The sequence below is a fragment of the Exilispira thermophila genome (genome assembly GCF_055389015.1).
On the sequence record NZ_AP042476.1, the window covers coordinates 1,561,085 to 1,580,280 of the forward strand.

Consider the following 19,196-nt stretch of genomic DNA (forward strand, 5'->3'; position numbering starts at 1 on the left):
TACGTCTTATTATCTTAACCATTTTCCCTCATTTTTCAAGCTGTTTAAAAGTTAATTTCTTAACAATTAATTCTCAACTATTTTTATATAATTAATTTTTAAATGTCAAGTGTTTTATTTTTTGGTTAACTAATATGGGTGTTAGGACAGTTTTTATTTGTTGTTTTATAAACATTATTTGCAATATAATAATTAACTTCAGCAACTAATTTTACCCTATTTTCTTTGACAAAATTATTTTTAACTTCAATATATAAAAAATAATTTATAGGATTTTTTTATGAAACAGTTTAAAATATTTTTAAAAAATCTTTCACAAGAATTAAAACTTTTAATATTTTCTGGTTTATTCATATATCTAATAATATACTCTATCAATTTGCTTTTACCATTATTACAAAAAGAATTTATTAACAGATCAATTCAATTTAAAAAAATAGATTTTCTCTATTTTACCTATCTTCTTTTATTGTTTGGCATAAGCTATATTTTTGAAATTTTTGATTCTATTTATGATAAAATACTTTCAACAAAAATATATAAATATATTAGATTAAAGTTCTTAGAATTTTTCAAATATTTTAGACTTCAAAAAGTAAAAGAAAAAGGTTCAGGGTATTTTATTCAAAAATATTTTATGGGTACTCCTCATGCTGACATGTATTCTACTTTATTTTCAAATATGTTTACTTTTATTTTTGATACAATAATTGCAATTGCAATCTATGTTATACTTTTCAAATGGATTAAAATTATAGCTTTATTAGCATTATTAAATTCCCTTTTAGATCTCTTTTTTGTTAGTTTAATGACATCTATTTATTCAAAAGAAAACAGAAAAGAGATGGAAACAATATCATTATCAGCAAAAGAAATTGGGAATTTTATAAATACTTTTACTTCTACTGGTATTTTTTCAACTTTTTTCTATTTTAAAAATGGTTTTACAAAAAACTTTTTTCAAAGTATTAAGCATTTTCATAATTATAAAAATGCTCAAATTATATATTTATCAATATTTAAACATTTAAAAACAATACTTTTTCAAATTGCTACTATATATTTTTTGGTATTTTATTTTATTAAAGGCAATATTAACTTTGGAACTTTTATAGCTATAAACCTTTATCTTGAATATTTAAAAAAACCTCAAAATTCTTATTTTAGTATTGCTAATAGTATAGCAAGCTTAACCTCATTCTTTTCTGGATTTTATAATTACTTTAATCAACTATTATTACCATTTGAAGAGATATTTTCAACAGAAATCATTACAAATATCAGGCAGGATTTCAAATTATCATTTAAAAATGTAATATTAAAAAAGGATAATAAAGTTTTACTTGATAACCTTACTTTTAGTTTAAATAAAAATGAAAAGATAGGAATAGTTGGTTTATCAGGAGAAGGAAAATCACTTCTTTTAAAACTTATATTAAGAGAAATGAAGATTCAAAATGGTATTATAAATATAAACAATACCAGCATAAGTAATATTGCTTATGGATATTATTTAAATAGAATTAATTTTATGCCTCAGGAAATTGAAATTTTAAATAAAGACCTTATATCCAATATTACTCTTGGGAAAAAATTAATATTAAAAAAAGAAAAAGAACAAATTTATAAAAATATCTATAATGAAGTTAATAAAAATTTAGTTAAAATTAAAAAAAATTATTACAAATATTATAAAAACTTAGTAAATTATTATAATAAAAATAAAGATATTATTAATAAAACTATTGATTATAAAACAAATCTATACAAAAAAAGTTTAAAATATTTATCCAAACTTTCAAAAAAAATAAAAATGGATGAAAATTACCATGATACATTTAGTTATTTTGGTTTGTTTTTTAAAGAACAATCTCTTAATTTTCTATTTAATTACTGTCATACAAATAATAATTACCCTATTATCTACAAATATTTTATAAACATTAATAAATTACTAAAAATTGAACAAAAGTTATTAGTTGAAATTATATCAAACTTTCATTTTAATAAATTATTTGTAATTAAAGAAGATGTTGATAATATTATAAATAAATTGGAACTTCAAAAATTGGAAGGAAGAGATTTTGGAGAATCTGGACATTTTATTTCTGGTGGAGAAAAACAAAAGATTGCAATAGCAAGATTTATGTTAAAAAAAGATTTTGATTTCTTTATAATTGATGAACCATTTTCATCCCTTGATGCAATTAATGAAAAAAAATTACTTGATATACTTACAGAATTTTTAAAAAACAAAACAGGAATAATAATTTCTCACAGATTAAATGTAATAAATGCAATCACCAATAAAATTATTGTTATTGACAATGGGAAAATAGCACAAACTGGAACTCATAAAGAATTAATGTCTGAAAATGGTCTTTATAAAGATCTAGTTTCAGAATTTAAACAAAATAAAGATATATAAATAAAGATATATAATCTATTATTTTATTTTTGCTATTGTTTATTGATTACTTTATTGTTTATTGTTTATTCTGACTACTCTGACTTTGACCAAAATAATTTTGTAAATAGTTTCCCTGAGCTTTTAAAGAAGAAACCATCTGTTCCATCATTGAAAATTTATATATCAATTGATCTCTGTAATCTTCCAGCCTTCTCTGTAAAGTTTCTATATTTTTTTTGTTATTATCTATTTGTTGCTGAAAATATAATTTTCTCTGTTTAAAAGTACCATCTGCAATATTGGTCATCCCATTTATCAAAGTATATAGTTTAACGCCAACACCATTATCTGGAATTTTGTCATTATCAGAATCAAAACCAAATAATTTTTTAATTTTATCAGGATTTTCCCTTAAAGCTTTATCAAGTAAATCTTCATCTATTTCAAGGTACCCTCCCTTTTCAGAAGGTGTTGAACCTGGTTTTCCTGTAGAAATTCCTATTTGCGCAAGCATTGAAAAATCAGTATTATTAGAATAATAATTTGTTACATCCTTTTGCAAACTATTATGTAACATCATAAAAGCAATATCACCCACAAAGGTCCCCTTGGGTTTTCCATCTGCACCTTTTGTAGTATCTGTCTCTTTCATAATATAGCTAATAACATTATTATAATGTCCAACCCATTGTATAATTTGATCTTTTATATAATCATAATCATGATCAATTTTTAAAGAGATCTCTTTATCTGACTCTTTTTTTAATTCCAGAGTAACACCTTTTATAACATCATCAATTTTGTTTGTACTTTTTTCAAGCCTAACCCCATCTACCTCTATAATTGCATCTCTTGCTTTTTGAACCAAATTTTTAGGTGACCAACCTTTTGATTTTATCTCTTTTGTAACTTTGAAATTTGAAATAGTAAATGTATCAGAAGTATCATTTTTGATTGAAATTTCTTTTATGTCTCCAATACCTAATTTACTTTTATCAATTGTAAAATTACTTTCATCACCATTTAGCAAAATCTCTTTTGAGCCTGTTGTTCCTTTAACAACAATTTTTAAAGGCCCATGTTTTATATTTTGTTGTTCTACAATTTGATTTTTTTGTATTGTATCTGCTGTTAAATCAATATTGTTAAAATTAATTTCATCAGGTGCAATTGCATTTTCATCTAAATTTAAACTTTCTGGTATTTTTTGAGTCTTAGCCTCTTTAGCAACATTAAAGGATATTTTAATATTATCTGCATCTTTAAGTTTGTTATCCAAATCAATAGCTAAAGATGATTCTGACTTAAAAATCATATTGTTGTTGTTAACAATATTCCCATCAGAAGGATTTAAATTGAAATCTTTTAAGAAAAAATCTGTCATTTTTTTGGTTGATTTAGTAAATAAACCCAATTTTTCAAGAATAGGCATTATTTCTTTTGAAAATTGCAACTTATTTTCAATACCTTCATTTGTACTTTCAAAAGCTACATATAAAGAATTTTTATCTTTATAAATTAAATTTGCATTAACAATATCACCAGCCTGTTTTTTAATTGCATTTACAAAATCAACAATTGTTCCTCCATTGAAAATAATTTTTTTAGTTTTTTTACCAGATGTTATACTAAAAGCAATTTTCCCAATTTTAGTTTTTGAATCAAGAATATCACTTAAAAATTTTTCACTTTTGGCAAGTTGAATAACTTTAATTTTTCTATCTGAAATATCAGCATTTCTTGATGCTTTTGCAGTTAAAATATTTTCATCAGAAGAAGTTGCTTTCATTTCATTAAAAGGGGAACGGTAATCATATAGAGATTTTGATGCATCCTGCAATTTTTTTAAAAGATCAGTGAATTCATCAATTTTATCTATTTTTTTATTAAGGGTATCATTTGTATTTTTAAGATTATCAATTGGTTGTTGTTTTATTGCAACCAATTTATTTATTAATGATTCAACATCTATTCCAGAATTTGATAAATTATTAATTGTAATTTTTCCCATACTTCCTCCTTGAAGCATTTAACATTTTAATTAACCAAAATATATCATTTTTAAATACATTAAATTTTAAGGATTTTATGCTTATATCAAAATACATCAAATAACAAATATTAATTAAAAATACAATAAACTTAAATAAAATAGTTAAGTTTATTGAACATATTTTTATACTAAATTTTAAATTAGATTACTTTTTTATTACCTTAGTTTTATTCTACAAACATTATTTTACTTTACAAATATTAATTATAGAACAATTTACAAAAAATTCAAAATTTTATAAATTAAAAATATCAAAATACTACCAACAACAAATTATCCTCTCTAAAACTTAGGCAAAAGTACATTATAATTCTTTATAGTTATCGATTAAAAAAAGAAAAATATAAATTATAAGACTATTTTTTTAAAAGCTGTAAACTTTCAAGAAGTTCTGGAGGAAGATTTCCTTCTTCATCTTCATATTTTCTATATTTCTTAATTGTTTGGTTTAACTCTTTTCTTCTTATATTATAAAATCTAATTGCTAATTTTTGAAAAACAGGAATATTTTTTAATCTTTCAATAACTTCTTTTGGGAAAGGAACTTCAAACATCAATATTTCTCTAACCACTCCATTTAGTTTTATTATCCCTTTGCTTTCAAATTCAAGCCATGTATAATAATCATTAACAAATTTTTCTCTATCAGTTTTTAATCCAGCAAACTTTTCTTTTAAAGCTTTTTTAACATCCAGAGATAGATTTGGGTTTTTCTGATAGAAATTTATATAATCAAAATATTTACCAGTTAATCCACCATAAACAGGATCAGACCATCTTGGTCCTTTAAAAGTTTTACAAATTTCCCACCTATAATTGCCAAAAGCATAGATTAGACTTTTCCTTAAATCCCCTTTAAAAAACATAGGAAAAATTATTCTTAATGGACTTAATTTATGACTACCATGATCCTGCCATAAAAAAACTTTTGTACCTATTATAGGTAATTTAATAAAAATTGGCTCTACTTTTTTATAGTATATTTCAACATGAGATTCAGTTCTATATAAAGCTTCTCTATAAAAAAGGGAATAATCTAGATTTAATATATTTTCGACCTCTTTTTCAATTTTTTCTTTAGTTAAAATGTATTTTTCAAGATCTGAAGAAACCATCATTGAAATAAAAACTGGAATTGAAGATAAAGGGGAATCAGTTAAAACACGGGAACCTTTTGTAAAAAGGTTATCAATCTCAAAATTTAATTTTCTTTCAGGAATTGGTAATTCTTGATTTTTCGATTTTTTTGTTATTCTTCTTGCTTCTTCTTTTAATATATCATCAAAAGTTTGTCCCAGGTCATTTATAGAAGGTTCAATTTTTTCTTCATAAATCTGAGAAAGCCATTCAATTGGATTATATATAGAATACTTTGAAAAAGTAAGATCTTCATAACCAATTAAAAATGAAAAATGTTCATCTTTTACAAGCCTTTCGTCTAAAATAGAATAATTTAAAAACAATTTAATATAATTTGTAAACCTTTTCCCTTTAAAATAATTTAATATTATTTTTTTATATAAATCCCAGAAATATACTCTTATCGCTCTTTTTGCTTTTTTAATTCTATCATTATCACTATAAAGATCCTTTGAATTTATAAGCTGATCAACAGCTTTTGCAAAAACTTTTGCATTACTTTTATCAAAATTACCATAATTGATTAGTTCAACAAAAATCTTTGACATTGAAATTTTTTTCTTACTTTCCTGTTTTTTTTCAAAAATTGAATCAATATCAAAATCAACATCATCTTCTGCTTCAGCCTCAGCAAGAATTTCACTTAATTCAATATCTTTTTTCTTTTTTTTAGGTTCTTTTTTTACTTCAGGTTCTTCTGAAGAAGTAACAATAGTATCTTTATCCTCAATGTTTAAATTAAATGAATGTGAAATAACTTTAAATATTGATTTATAATTTTCTGAAAACTTTTTAAATTTATCTTCAATATAATTTTTGAATTCTAAAGCTCTATTTTTACTTTCAAGTTCAATTGCTTTATAAATGCTTTTTGAAAGATTATTTTTTGATGAAAAAAGATCAATTAAAAGTTTGTCAATTTCTGGATAAAGGGATAAAATTTGGGAGAATAGATTTTTAGTTTCAAAAGATAGTGATTTAAAAATATAAAAAATAAATCCAGGACTTTTGGTTAAATATATTTCTTTAAGTTTAGGATCAAGTTTTACATACTGTAAAATAATATTAACTAAATCTACTCTAACACCAAATTTTTGTAAATTAATTTCATAAGATTTCTCAATATATTCAGAATTATCAACCTCAAAAAATCTAGTATTTTTATCTTTTGGAAAAAAACCACTATTTTTAATAAATTTTTCTTTTAATATTTGAGCATCATTTATAATTTTCTGTGATGATCCTTCTGAATCCATTAGATATAATTGTTTTCCACCTAAAGATAAATAAAGTAACATATTATCATATAATTTTAAAACTTCCATATAAAAATTTAAAAATTTTTTGAATCCCTGAAAACCCCTATTAAACTCATTTATCAATGAAGATATAAAAAGTTTTGCTGTTGGAATTGATTTTTTAAAGAAACCTGGAGAAATATTCAATATTGGATATGAATTGATAATAACATTTGATGAAGTGATTATTGTAAAACTTACTGGCTCACAATTTAATATATTAGCAGGATATATAAAATTGTTACTACCTAAAGATAATACATGCTTTTTATTGTGTTCATCATTATAAATATATTCAACTTCACCATTTACAATATAATTTAATTTACATAGTTTTTCAGAAGAATTTAATATGATATAACCTTTAGGAAGTTGTAAATTTTTCTGAACTTTTCTATCTTCAAAAATATCAGTACTCAAAACCTACTCCAGCATCTTTCTTTTTCAATTTCTGTTTTATTTTAATCATTTTTTTATAATATTCTACCTGTTTTTCAATAACTGAAACATCCTTACAAAAAATTTTACCTTCCTGTTCTTCAAACTTTTTAGTATTATAAATTTCATTTTTATATCTAACTACATCAAACTCAGAAAGTCCTACCATTTTAACCAGTTCTTTAAATGTAAAAGGAAACTTAAAAGTTTTTTTAGGAATAATTTCTACTCTATGTTTTTGTAATTGAATTAATAAAGTATCCCATATTTTACCCAAAGGATCATCAATTAAAGTATTTTCTAATTGTCTATACGCTATCCATAACCTTTCAGCTAGTAATGTGATTAATTTTGTTGTTAAAGAAGGTTGAGTTGCAACCATCTGGGAAAAATTTTTCCTATCAACTACTAGAAATACAGAATCCGAATTTGTTATTGCTGAAGCTGTTCTTGGTTTATCTTCCAACAATGCCATTTCCCCAAAAATATCACCCTCTTTTAAAACAGCTATTAAAACCTCTTTATTATCAAGAATCTTGGTTATGTTTACCCCTCCTTTTTGAATAATATAAAGTTTTTCACCTTTCTGACCTTCTGAAAATAGTAAAAAATTTTTTGGAACAAAAGCAGTTAATCCTTTATAAGAAATTTTCAATTGATCTTGATTAATATAAGGTTTAATTTTAACAGCATTTTGTTTTGCTTCTTCAACATGAGTGCCATCTGGATAATCTTTTATATAACTTAAAAATATTTTATAGGCATAGTTGTAATTATTTCTTTCTAAATAATATTCCCCATTTTTAAATAAAACTTCATCTTCCCTTTCTTCAATATAAGAGTTAACATTTCTTTGAGTAATTTGTTTATCAAAAATCCTTAAATCATTTGAGAATTTTTTAATAATTTTGAGTGGTATTTGTGGGGATTTTTGAATTAATAAAGGAAAATCAGCTTTATTAATAGAGATCAAAACTGTGGGTGTTAATGTAAATGCTGTTTGGATTCTAGGAAAATTAGACATACATGATATAACCCCAAAAAAATCACCTTTTGATAATATCTCTTCTTCTGTACTATTATCAAAACTTGAGATATTTTTCGTTATTCTAACTTTTCCATCTTGAATTATAAAAAAATGATTATTATTAGTATCTCCTGATATAATAACATATGAATTAGCTTTATATTTGATTAAATTTAACCTTAAATTACTCATCTTGACTCCGCGATATATTATTTATCTTGTGTTTTAAACCTTTTAAAAAATCATTATTTGTCAAGTTTTGTTTTTCTCCAATATTGAACCCTTTCAAAAAATCTCTAAAACTTTTTTTTGTTTCATTTTGTTTTGATTTTAAGAGCAATATATTATCAATATCTTCTTTTTCAGTAAATTCATATAATATATTTAATCTGGGTGTAAAAGAAACTAAAAAGTAATGATCAAGACTTTTCATAATTCCTATTTTGTAGTTTTTATAAAAATATTCCTCATAAATGATGTTTGCAAGTTTACCATTAATAGTTGTCTTACCATACTTATTAAAAAAAACTTTTATTGCAATAAATACCAACAATAAAATAAAAGAAACTAAAAAAGTTCTAAACAAAATATTATTAGTTGAATTGTTAGTTGTTTTTATACTATTGTTGTCAACATCTGTATTCTGGTTTTGGTCATAATTTTTATTAATTTGTTTAATAATATTGTTATTATCATTTTTATTTACATCATTATTATTTATAGAATCATCCTGAGAAAATATATATAAACTTGAAACACATAATAAAAGCAAAATAAAAACAATACCTAAAATATTCCTTTTCATAATTTATTTAACCAATTTCATATAATTTTATTTTAAAGAGTTTAATCTTTCACTTTTACTTAATATCTCAGTAATTCTTACTCCAAAATTTTCATCAATAACTATAACTTCACCCTTAGCTATCCTTTTACCATTAACTAATATATCAATAGATTCACCAGCAAGCCTATCTAGAGAAATAATAGTACCTTCACCCATAGATAATATTTCTTTTATAGTTTTTTTAGTTCTACCAAGTTCAACAGTTACCTCCATTTCAACATCTAAAAGAAGTGAAATATTTTTCTTCTCCTCTTCAGTTAGAACATTTTCAATTTTTGAAAAAGCTGCAGGTTGATAAGCTTTTTCAGGACTTGAAGGAGTTGAAGGTTGCGCAAACGAAAGTGGAGATTCAGCTGGTTGAGAAACTTTTTGTTCAACTTTACCTTCAGATAATAATCCAGCTAAACCTTTAGCAACTGAAGCTGATAAAACATGGTATAATGTTGTAGTTAGAGTATCAATTTTTAAATTATAAGTTACAAGAACAAAATTATCATCAGATGGCATAATTGCATCAACGAAATTCTTAACAACAATCTGTTGAGGAGACCCTGTAGTAATTTGCAACTTATATTTATTTGAAATTGTTGTAAGTGCAGAACCAACCATTTGAGATACTGCTTCTGCAACAGCTGAAATAATCATCTCAGTAAGTTCTGAAACTGTTTGTGCCATCATCATAGAACCAATACTTAAAGCATCACCCTCTTTAAAAAAATAAATATTATCCCCACTAATTCCTTCCACAAATGGGAAACTAACTTCTAAAGCTGGTAATGGTATTGTATTAGAAAAAGCATCAGAATTAATCACTTCAATTTTAGGATTAGTTATACTTACATCTTTTTGAAACAAGCCACTTAATGTTGAAGTCTGAGAATCAATTATTTCATTTAAAATTTTAGTAAGATTAGCTATATCTTCATCAGTAATCGCATTACCAAAACCTCCTGAACCTGAAGGCGGGGTTTCAGATGAACCAGATCCCTGTAATAATGCATCTATTTCATCCTGTGATAAAGTTCCATCACTCATTTTCTTCCTCCTCTTTTAACAGTTCTTCTAGACTAATGCTCTCAACAACTTTTGTTACCTGTATAGCTAAATGATTTTCAAAAACTCCTGGTTTACCATAAAATTTAACACTATTTTCTACCTGCACTTCTAATTCACTATTAACCTTTTTTGAAGAGAATTGAATAATATCACCTTCTTTTAATTCTAAAACATCTTTGAATTTAATATTATCTTTTGCAAGAATTGCTTTTATTTCAAGCTTAACATCCTCTATTGAATCTTTAATAATATTAAAATATTCTGAAATCTTTCCTTTACCAATAGTTGAATACCAGATTTGTGGAGTAAGTTTTGAAATAATAGGTTCTAATGTTAAATGAGGTAAACAAAAATTACTCATCCCTTCTATATCACCTATTTTTGTTTCTAATGTAACTAGAATTGTCATATGTGTAGGGGGTACTATTGTTGCAAATTGTGGATTTGTCTCAATTGATCCCAATCTGGGTCTTAAATCAACAAAATTTGACCATGCTTCTCTTAAATTTGATAATAATTTTACTACAATAGATTCCACTACAGCACTTTCGATATCAGTAAGCTCTCTATTAATTTTTGCTATTGTTGTTCCTTTTCCACCAAATATTCTATCAATAATTGCAAAAGTTATTGAAGGATCTATTTCAAAAATAGCACTTCCTTTTAAAGGATCCATATTTAATATAGCCATTGTTGTAGGAGTTGGAATTGATCTTGTAAATTCTTCATAAGTTAATTCATCAACTGATGCAACATGGAATTGAACTGGAATTCTTAATATAGCTGATAAAGTAGTTTGAGAAAGTCTTGCAAACGATTCATATATCATATTAATTGCACGTTGTTGCTCTTTAGAAAATTTGGAAGGTCTTTTAAAGTCATAAAGCCTGACTTTTCTTTGAGCAGTTGTTTGAGAAACTTTTTCAATTGTAGTATCACCTGATGAAATTGCTGATAGAAGTTGATCAATTTCATCCTGTGTCAAAACTTCAGTCATTTACAAAACTCCATTTTTAAATATTCAATTAATTTTTCAAATAATCTAATTTTGCTATATAAAATATAAAAATAAAATTAACTATAATAAATTAATTATATGCAATTAACACTCTTTTTCTATAAAAATTAATAATAAAAAATTCATTATAATTTGTTAATATTATTTCTTTATAAAAAAATATAACTAAAAAAGTTCTAGTATTTTATCCTATAATCAAATTAATTATTTGGTAAATTTTATATTAATTTTATTATAATTTAATTAAAATCCAGAAACTAATAATAAAAAACTCTGTATATTTAATTAATACAATTACTATATAAGAATGTATAATTCAAAATTTATCAAATACAATTTTTATAAATTTATTATTATAATTTTTATACAAATAATTTTTAAATTAATACTAATTAGTTTTCATTAGTTTTAAAAATAAAATTATTATAATACTTATTGTAAAATAAATTTTAAGAAATATACATCTTTTATCTTCCCATTTGTCAAAATATTATTAATTTCATTTTTTATCTCAAGTTTAAGATTTTCTTTTCCTTCAGGAGTAGCTAAATCTCTATAATATTTTGAAGCTAAAATTGTATTAATTATATCTCTAATCTGAGCTATCCTTTCACCAATCTCAGTAGCTATCAATTGGTTAGTTTTATCATACCCTAATGCAAGCTCTATATTAATAATGTGAGGTTCTGGATCAGAAGTATTAATAGTAAATTCATCAAGTGTAAATGTATTTAATGCAGGTGCAACTGGTTTAAAAATATTTTCTTCACCAGTGATTTGTGGTTTTTCAACCATCTTTTTAGTTACCATATAGGAAACTGTAGCCGAAATTGCAATTAGAATTATAACCCCAACAATACCAAGTATAATTTTGACAAGTCCAGGAGTTATAATCTTTTTTCCACCAGCTTTGACTTCTCCACCTTCTTCTTCAACCTCATTTTCATCAAGTTCTTCATCATTAAGGTTTAATTCATCAACTTTACTTTTATCTCCCATGTTTCTACCCTTTTTTATACATAATTATTTTATTCTGTTTTTCATGATTGTCAATAAACTTTAATTATTTATTTAACTCATCTCTTAAAATTATTATTTCAACTCTTCTATTATACGCTCTTCCTTCAGGTACATCATTGGTTTCAATTGGTCTTGTATCTCCAAATGCAACTGCTGATAATCTTCTCTTATCTATTCCTAAAGAATTAAGATACTCTAAAACATTAATTGCACGTTGTGCTGATAATTCCCAATTTGATTTAAATTTTTTATACAATACAGATCCAGGAGTTATTGGTGTATTATCTGTATGGCCTTCTATCCTTATTAAATTTCTGATATTAGCAAAAGTTTTATATATTCTCTGTAATACAACTTTAGCATCTTCATTTAAATCAGCAGAACCCGGTTTGAAATAAAAATCACTCCCCAATGTAATAACAATTCCTCTTTCTTCTAAAGAAACCCTAACCTTTTTAGCTAAAATTTCTGGTTGTAAAAGAGAAATTGCTTTTTCAATTGATTTTGCAAGTTTTGAACCTTTTTCAGTAGAAGGTAATTTTTCAATTGAATTTCCCATTTCAGCAAGTTTTCCCACTTCAAGTGTCATTCCACCTTTTAAAGGACCTAATCCACCTTGAAATGGAGATAGGATCAATCTTAATTTTTCCCCTTCAACTTCAGCTGTTGTATACATTAATACAAAAAATGTTAATAAGAGATTATTCATATCAGCAAAGGTTGTTAACCATGAAGGTCCTTTATTATTGCATTTCTGCTTTTTACCCTGTTTCTCAGCCATCTAAATTAATCTCCCATCTCTTTCTGCAATTGATCTCTTAAATCTCCAGGTAAAAATGAAATCAATTTATCTTTTAAGATTCTTGGATTTTCTCCTGATTGAATAGACAAAGTACCTTCAATCATTATCTCTTTTATCAATAACTCTTTATCATTTCTTTCAGTCAATTTTGTTGCAAATGGGTGAGCAACCAGGTTTGCAAGGATTGCTCCATATAATGTTGTAATTAACGCAGTTGCTAAACCTGAAGCTAAAGAAGCCTTATTATTTAAGTTTCCTAACATTATTACAAGACCTATTAAAGTACCAATCATTCCAAATGCAGGAAATAATGCATCTAACTCATTAAACAAATTAATACCTTTCTGATGCCTATCTGACATAAAGTTATATTCGGTATACAAAATATTTTTAATCTTTTCAGGTTCTGTTCCATCAACAACAAGTTGAATAGCTTTTTTTAAAAAAGGATCATCAAGTTCAGTTATGTCATCTTCTAAAGATAAAAGTCCATCCCTTCTTGCTTTTTCTGAAAAAGTTATAAGCATTCTTATAGTTGCTCCAGGATCAAATGGTTGATCAAAAACAACTAACCTTACAAGTTTTGTCATACTAAGAAAATCTTTTAAAGGTGTACCTACTAAGGTTGCTGCTAAACCACCTCCAATTGTAATTAAAACAGAAGGAATATTTATAAATAATCTAAAATCACCTTTACCTGAAATTATTCCAAATAAAACCATCCCGAAACCGACAATTAAACCAACAATGGTTGCTATATCCATAAGCCCTCCGCACTTTTAAAACTACAACTCATTTTTAAAAATTCCTATTTTTTTTCTATATTCTATAATTTTATTAATTACATCTTCAACACTCTCTTTAACATAAATTGTTTTACCTGAAAGCATTGTTATTAAAGTTTCTGGTACTTCTTCAATAAATTCTATCTGATGAGGATTTAAATAAAAAGCTTTATCATTTAATTTTGTTAATTTTATCATTTTTTCCTCTTTAAACACAATATTTCCCTGTAATTTTAATTTTCCAATATTTTTATTTATATTTAGTATCCCTTATTTTTTTTTATTTTTATTTTCTATTTTATTTTCTTTTTTATTTTATATTTTTACCCCTGCTTAAGTTAAAATTATTGAAAATAATTATAAAATAACTTCAAAAAAGCAGGGGTATAATTTTAAAAAATATTATTTCTACCTTTTCAATCCCATAATTACCTGTAACATTTGATCTGAAGTTGTAATGGTTTTAGAGTTAGCTTCAAATCCTCTTTGAGTTACAATCATAGATGTAAATTCTTCAGATAAATCTACATTACTCATCTCTAATGCACCAGATTGTAAACTCCCTTTGCCAGCAGTTCCTGCAGCTCCTATGTTTGCTAATCCTGAATTATTAGTTTGAACATAATTATTGTCACCTGTTTTTTCTAAACCTTCTGGGTTTACAAATGTTGCTAAAGCAACCTGTCCCAGAGGAATTTTTTCACCATTTGAATATATTCCAGTTATTACACCTTTATTATCAATAATAAATGTTTCTAAATAACCCATCTCATACCCATCCTGATCAACAGCTTTTGTAGTTGTTGGTGCAGCAAATTGAGTTATACCATCATATTTCCCTGCAGTACCAAGATGCAAAGTAATATTCTGTTTTTGTCCATCTGGTAAAGTAAATGAAGCTAAAGAAGTAATTTCTCCATTATTAATAATATCCACTGGAGCACCAGCAACAGATGGATTATCAGATGCTGCAATTAAAGCGCCATTGTTATCAAACTGTAAATTGATTGAATTTGAATTATTCAAATTGTTACCAGCAATATCCAGATTAACCTGTACATTTGGTAAATCGAGTAATTGTGCATTAACCTGCCATTGATTAACAGTTCCAGGAATTCTTGTAAAACTTAATTGTAATTTATGTGCATTCCCTTTATTGTCATAAACTTCAATAGTAGTTTTATGAACTGATTCTCTTATTTCATCAGCTGTAGGTTGTCTCCCAGTTGGTAAAGGTTTTGTTTCTGAATTCAAGTTTGATTTATAATAAACATTTGAAGTAGATTTTGCTGGTGATTTACCCCCAATAGGAATCTTTATATCTCCAACAGGATTAGAATTATTAATTACCCATTTCCCATTAACAAATTGAGAATTCCATCCCTGAACTTTAAAACCATTAGAAGGTACTACAAGCATTCCATCTTTATCCAAACCAAATGTACCTGTTCTTGTATAAAGGGTATTTTGCCCTTTTTTCAAAACGAAGAAACCTTCTCCCATAATTGCTAAATCTAAATTTCTTCCTGTTGTTTGTAAAGCACCCTGAGTAAATATTGTATCAATTGAGGCTACTTTCATCCCTAAACCTACTTGTTGAGGATTAATACCACCTACTTCATTTGTTGGAGCTGCTGCTCCAGATAAGGTTTGATATAAAATATCCTGAAATGTTACTCTATTTTTCTTATATCCATATGTATTGATATTAGAAATATTATTACCAATAACATCCATTCTTATCTGATGATTTTGTAGACCTGCAACACCAGAAAATAATGATCTTAACATAATAACTCCTTTTATAATTTTTCTGGTTCTGGCTTCTATCTATCAGCCAGTTCAGGCCCCCGATAAACGGTCCAGCCTGTATAATTTTTTTTAAAAATAATCTTTAAATAAAACCAATTCCTTTATAACTTTTAAATATTATTTGTATTAATAACTTTTTAATATTAAAATAATATTCAATTATTATTTGATAACACTAAACAATATAAACAGAATCAATATTTGTTATAATGTTATCTTTTAAATCTTCTTTTTCAAAACAAGTAATAACCACATTATTTTTTACTGAAACTAAAAATCCTTTCCCATTAACAATAAATAATGATTCTCTACTTCCCTTTGTTTTACTTTTTGCAAGTCCATTTTTAATTTTTAAATAATCCTGGTCATCAATATTTATCTCTCTTTTCTTAATTTGTTCAATAGCATGTTTGGAAAACTTTAAATCATAAACTTTTTCTTCTAATATTTGTTTAAAAGATTTTCCTTCATAAGTTTTTGATTCTATTTTGTTTTTTGCAGAAGGCTTTGTCTTTAACGAATTGATATAGTTGTTAATAAGTATTTTGTTTATGTTATTTCCCATATCTATTTACCTATTCATTTTCTCCAATTTTTAAAATACTTGCTGTAGAATAAAGCATTCCATCAACTTTTATTTGAGGGATATTCCCATTAAAAGAGATTTCTGAAACCTTTCCATGTTTAACCCCATTTTCAGTATTTATATCAACAGTTTTACCTAATAAAGATAAGGTTTGGTTAACTAAAAATCCTTTTTGTAAGGATGTCATTGTAGTATTCATTTGTTGCATTTGTTCTAGAGATGAAAACTGAGCCATTTGTGCTATAAATGCCTTATCTTCCATAGGTTTTGTTGGATCTTGATACTTCAATTGGGTAATTAACAATTTTAAAAAATCATCTTTCCCAAGGTTATTTTTTATTTCTCTACCATTTTTAATTAATGACTTGTTAAATGTCTCAACACTTAACCTGGCTTTTACAAGATCTGTTCTTGATAAGTTAAAATCCACTAAATTCCTCCTTTAAAGGTAATAATTAATCTTTTTTCCTAAATAATCTACACCAATAAATCTTCCACTAACAACATTTTCAATATTATCATTTTCTAATTCATTAGATAATTCTAATTTATTAGAATTTATGTCATTTCCTTGAAACATCTTATTAAATTGCTTACTTCCGTTATTTGAATTATCAACAAGAACATTAATATTTGCTAGATTTGAATTATTTTCTAAATTCCCAGAAGATAAAAGATTTTTCATCTCCCATATTCTTCCATCAATTAACGATTTAATAGATTCAGATTGAACAATAATATGGCCTTCTACAAGTTTCCCAACTTTTTTGAGGTAAATATCAATTTTTCCCAGGTTTTCAGGAAAAAGTTTCATAGAAACAAAATAATTTCCATTAATATTCTTTACTTTAATATTATTAAAAATGTCAAAGAGCTGATTTTGAAACAAATTAAAATTAGATTTTAATTCTTTACTAATAAATAAAGTAAGGTCTTTTATCTGAGGATTATCACTAAAAGGGGGTTTAAATACTGCATTTAAATTTTCTTTAATAGCAAAATTTTTTAACTCTTTTTTTAAATCTACAAGCTTTTCTGTTCGCTTTTGTGACAACTTTGTTTTTAAATTATCAATATCAAGCTTTTTTAAATCTGTCTTAATTTTTAAATCTTTATTTTTAACTTCTTTCTTTAAGTTAGTCTGAATATCCTTTTTATTTTTTATATCTTTTTTTACTTCAATATTCTTTAAATTAATTTTACTAAGATCAGATTTTTTAAGATTAACTATATTACCTAAAATTTGTTTGCTTTTGATAAAATTACTTTTTGTATCCCCAATTTTTTTTACCAATTTTTCAATTTTTACTTTTTCATTACTTGTTTTGTTTATTTTTGTATTTCCCTGTACAAAAAATATTGAATTATTTAAAATACTTAAATCATCTTTTTTAGAAACTTTATGTTTCTTTATACTTATTTTCTTTTTCTTTACTTTTAATTCAACATCAATATTACTTTTGTTATTAACATTTTTTTCAGAAATTTTCCTAAACTCATCTCCCTTATTTAGATGAACTTGTTCTTTTAATTTATCATTTTCAGTTTTTAAACTTTTTTTCCCACTTTCAATCCTAATATCTTTATCTTTTTTTTCTGTTTTTCCTTTAAAAATTTCTAAAAACCTACTTTCATCAACCTCCTTTTTATTTAATTTTAATTTTGAATCTTCCTCCCTATGTTTAAGCTCCCCCCCCATTAACATAGGAAGTTTAACTACCATCTAAAACTCCTCTCTAACTTTTTCTTATAATTTTTTAGTTTTACCTCCTCCTTAAAAATTAATTTTAAATCTATATAAACTACCCGGGTAAGTTAATTAATTCTGAGGTAAGGTAGAAGCACCCTCAGCCATTAATTCATTTATCTTAGCAGCCCTGTCTGATGGCATCAAAGATATAAGATAAGGTACAGTTGAATCCTCCCCTCTTTCATTAAAAATCTCATCCATTGCTCTTAAAATATCAACAACAAGCAAAATATCCATCCCATTCATTATATCAACAGCATTTTTTGGAGCCATATTTATAAAGTAGTTTGCCTGTTTCTTAATATTATCTTTATAATTATCGTATTCTTTTAATTTTCGATTAATACTCAATTCTTTATCTTCTAAAGCTTTACTTTGTTTTTGTAAAAGATTTTCCTTTAGTTTAATTTCATTTTCTCTTTTTTTTAAATCTTCTTCTTCCTTTTGTAAAAGTAAAAATTTAGATTCATAAGAAAGCTTTAATTTTTCAATATATTCTTTTTCAAGTAAAAATGGATCCTGGATCTCTTTTGCGTATGAAATTAAAGGGATTTTTTTAGAAACTTTAAAAAGAGATCTTTGAATATTAACAAGACCGATATAATTAAACCAATAAATAGTTGCTAGAAGAACCATAATTAAAAGAACAATTGATAAAATAATTTTTAACCCTGTTTTTTCAGTAGATGCCATTTTAAATCCTTTATAATAACCTTATTTTTGATTTATTTCATTTAAAAAATTATTTGTTCCCACTTCATCTAAAACTTTATTTTCCTCTTTGAAAAACTCCATTTTATAATTTTTAAACATTTTTTCTTTTAATTTTTCATAAATTTGTTCCTGTTGTTTGGCTTTTATATACTCTTCTTTTCTTCTATTATATTCATCCATTAATGACTCAATCTCTTCTTCAAACAATTTAATTTCTTTTGCCAGTCTATCATTATAGCGGCGTTTAAAAATTTCAAGAGTAATATTTTTAGAAGAATTTTGTATTTTTTGATTTAATAAATAATCTTTTCTCTCTTTTATTTGATTTTTCAATCTATTTATTTTAAATGCTATCTCTGAAAATGCTATCTCTTTTTCTCTTTTTATAAAAGATTTTAAAGCTAAAATTTTTTCATATGGATATTTAAATTTTTTCATAT

Annotated in this window: 17 protein-coding genes; 1 reads left to right on the plus strand and 16 read right to left on the minus strand. The window is 24.9% G+C overall.

What is annotated here, in order from left to right:
* The first annotated feature begins 280 nt into the window (after window positions 1–280).
* Window positions 281–2,428: an ATP-binding cassette domain-containing protein gene (locus ACZ5EC_RS06595; RefSeq protein ID WP_464301688.1), complete on the plus strand. Its 2,148-nt coding sequence runs from the start codon at window positions 281–283 to the stop codon at window positions 2,426–2,428.
* Window positions 2,429–2,486: 58 nt separating this feature from the next.
* Here the strand turns inward: ACZ5EC_RS06595 and fliD are convergent, their stop codons facing one another.
* From fliD to ACZ5EC_RS06675, 16 genes are all read right to left on the minus strand, one after another.
* Window positions 2,487–4,421: a flagellar filament capping protein FliD gene (gene fliD / locus ACZ5EC_RS06600; RefSeq protein ID WP_464301689.1), complete on the minus strand. Its 1,935-nt coding sequence runs from the start codon at window positions 4,419–4,421 to the stop codon at window positions 2,487–2,489.
* Window positions 4,422–4,819: 398 nt separating this feature from the next.
* The gene (locus tag ACZ5EC_RS06605) at window positions 4,820–7,321 is read right to left on the minus strand and encodes a hypothetical protein (protein ID WP_464301690.1); all 2,502 of its coding nucleotides are present in this window, start codon (window positions 7,319–7,321) and stop codon (window positions 4,820–4,822) included.
* The gene (locus tag ACZ5EC_RS06610) at window positions 7,311–8,558 is read right to left on the minus strand and encodes a cyclic nucleotide-binding domain-containing protein (protein WP_464301691.1); all 1,248 of its coding nucleotides are present in this window, start codon (window positions 8,556–8,558) and stop codon (window positions 7,311–7,313) included. Before ACZ5EC_RS06610 ends, ACZ5EC_RS06605 begins: the two co-directional genes overlap by 11 nt.
* Window positions 8,551–9,171 (minus strand): hypothetical protein, encoded by a 621-nt coding sequence (locus tag ACZ5EC_RS06615; protein WP_464301692.1) that lies wholly within the window; start codon window positions 9,169–9,171, stop codon window positions 8,551–8,553. The genes ACZ5EC_RS06610 and ACZ5EC_RS06615 overlap by 8 nt, the downstream gene beginning before the upstream one ends.
* Window positions 9,172–9,198: 27 nt before the next feature.
* The gene (gene fliN, locus ACZ5EC_RS06620; protein ID WP_464301693.1) at window positions 9,199–10,248 is read right to left on the minus strand and encodes a flagellar motor switch protein FliN; all 1,050 of its coding nucleotides are present in this window, start codon (window positions 10,246–10,248) and stop codon (window positions 9,199–9,201) included.
* On the minus strand, window positions 10,241–11,266 hold the full coding sequence (gene fliM / locus ACZ5EC_RS06625) for a flagellar motor switch protein FliM (RefSeq protein ID WP_464301694.1): 1,026 nt from the start codon (window positions 11,264–11,266) through the stop codon (window positions 10,241–10,243). Before fliM ends, fliN begins: the two co-directional genes overlap by 8 nt.
* Before the next feature lie 453 nt (window positions 11,267–11,719).
* A complete protein-coding gene (locus ACZ5EC_RS06630; RefSeq protein ID WP_464301695.1) occupies window positions 11,720–12,286 on the minus strand; it encodes a flagellar basal body-associated FliL family protein in 567 nt (188 codons plus the stop codon).
* A 64-nt stretch (window positions 12,287–12,350) separates the two neighbouring features.
* Window positions 12,351–13,088, minus strand: a complete 738-nt coding sequence (locus ACZ5EC_RS06635; protein WP_464301696.1) for an OmpA family protein — start codon at window positions 13,086–13,088, stop codon at window positions 12,351–12,353.
* 5 nt (window positions 13,089–13,093) lie between these two features.
* Complete coding sequence (locus tag ACZ5EC_RS06640; RefSeq protein ID WP_464301697.1) at window positions 13,094–13,873, minus strand: motility protein A; 780 nt, start codon at window positions 13,871–13,873, stop codon at window positions 13,094–13,096.
* A 21-nt stretch (window positions 13,874–13,894) separates the two neighbouring features.
* The gene (locus ACZ5EC_RS06645) at window positions 13,895–14,092 is read right to left on the minus strand and encodes a flagellar FlbD family protein (protein WP_464301698.1); all 198 of its coding nucleotides are present in this window, start codon (window positions 14,090–14,092) and stop codon (window positions 13,895–13,897) included.
* A gap of 210 nt (window positions 14,093–14,302) precedes the next feature.
* Window positions 14,303–15,685 carry a flagellar hook protein FlgE gene (gene flgE, locus ACZ5EC_RS06650; protein ID WP_464301699.1) on the minus strand — a complete coding sequence of 461 codons (1,383 nt, stop codon included), beginning with the start codon at window positions 15,683–15,685 and terminating at the stop codon, window positions 14,303–14,305.
* 196 nt (window positions 15,686–15,881) lie between these two features.
* Window positions 15,882–16,271 (minus strand): TIGR02530 family flagellar biosynthesis protein, encoded by a 390-nt coding sequence (locus ACZ5EC_RS06655; protein WP_464301700.1) that lies wholly within the window; start codon window positions 16,269–16,271, stop codon window positions 15,882–15,884.
* A 10-nt stretch (window positions 16,272–16,281) separates the two neighbouring features.
* Window positions 16,282–16,722, minus strand: a complete 441-nt coding sequence (flgD, locus tag ACZ5EC_RS06660; protein ID WP_464301701.1) for a flagellar hook assembly protein FlgD — start codon at window positions 16,720–16,722, stop codon at window positions 16,282–16,284.
* A 12-nt stretch (window positions 16,723–16,734) separates the two neighbouring features.
* Window positions 16,735–18,015, minus strand: coding sequence for a flagellar hook-length control protein FliK (locus ACZ5EC_RS06665; RefSeq protein WP_464301702.1), 1,281 nt, complete (start codon window positions 18,013–18,015; stop codon window positions 16,735–16,737).
* A 96-nt stretch (window positions 18,016–18,111) separates the two neighbouring features.
* Window positions 18,112–18,735, minus strand: a complete 624-nt coding sequence (locus ACZ5EC_RS06670) for a periplasmic-type flagellar collar protein FlbB (RefSeq protein ID WP_464301703.1) — start codon at window positions 18,733–18,735, stop codon at window positions 18,112–18,114.
* A 21-nt stretch (window positions 18,736–18,756) separates the two neighbouring features.
* Window positions 18,757–19,194, minus strand: a complete 438-nt coding sequence (locus ACZ5EC_RS06675) for a flagellar export protein FliJ (protein ID WP_464301704.1) — start codon at window positions 19,192–19,194, stop codon at window positions 18,757–18,759.
* Window positions 19,195–19,196: the final 2 nt, after the last annotated feature.

Coding starts and splice junctions, on each gene's coding strand:
- ACZ5EC_RS06595 (WP_464301688.1), top strand. CDS start 281: ATGAAACAGTTTAAAATATTTTTAAAAAATCTTTCACAAGAATTAAAA.
- fliD (WP_464301689.1), bottom strand. CDS start 4,421: ATGGGAAAAATTACAATTAATAATTTATCAAATTCTGGAATAGATGTT.
- ACZ5EC_RS06610 (WP_464301691.1), bottom strand. CDS start 8,558: ATGAGTAATTTAAGGTTAAATTTAATCAAATATAAAGCTAATTCATAT.
- ACZ5EC_RS06615 (WP_464301692.1), bottom strand. CDS start 9,171: ATGAAAAGGAATATTTTAGGTATTGTTTTTATTTTGCTTTTATTATGT.
- fliN (WP_464301693.1), bottom strand. CDS start 10,248: ATGAGTGATGGAACTTTATCACAGGATGAAATAGATGCATTATTACAG.
- fliM (WP_464301694.1), bottom strand. CDS start 11,266: ATGACTGAAGTTTTGACACAGGATGAAATTGATCAACTTCTATCAGCA.
- ACZ5EC_RS06630 (WP_464301695.1), bottom strand. CDS start 12,286: ATGGGAGATAAAAGTAAAGTTGATGAATTAAACCTTAATGATGAAGAA.
- ACZ5EC_RS06635 (WP_464301696.1), bottom strand. CDS start 13,088: ATGGCTGAGAAACAGGGTAAAAAGCAGAAATGCAATAATAAAGGACCT.
- ACZ5EC_RS06640 (WP_464301697.1), bottom strand. CDS start 13,873: ATGGATATAGCAACCATTGTTGGTTTAATTGTCGGTTTCGGGATGGTT.
- ACZ5EC_RS06645 (WP_464301698.1), bottom strand. CDS start 14,092: ATGATAAAATTAACAAAATTAAATGATAAAGCTTTTTATTTAAATCCT.
- flgE (WP_464301699.1), bottom strand. CDS start 15,685: ATGTTAAGATCATTATTTTCTGGTGTTGCAGGTCTACAAAATCATCAG.
- ACZ5EC_RS06655 (WP_464301700.1), bottom strand. CDS start 16,271: ATGGGAAATAACATAAACAAAATACTTATTAACAACTATATCAATTCG.
- ACZ5EC_RS06665 (WP_464301702.1), bottom strand. CDS start 18,015: ATGGTAGTTAAACTTCCTATGTTAATGGGGGGGGAGCTTAAACATAGG.
- ACZ5EC_RS06670 (WP_464301703.1), bottom strand. CDS start 18,735: ATGGCATCTACTGAAAAAACAGGGTTAAAAATTATTTTATCAATTGTT.
- ACZ5EC_RS06675 (WP_464301704.1), bottom strand. CDS start 19,194: ATGAAAAAATTTAAATATCCATATGAAAAAATTTTAGCTTTAAAATCT.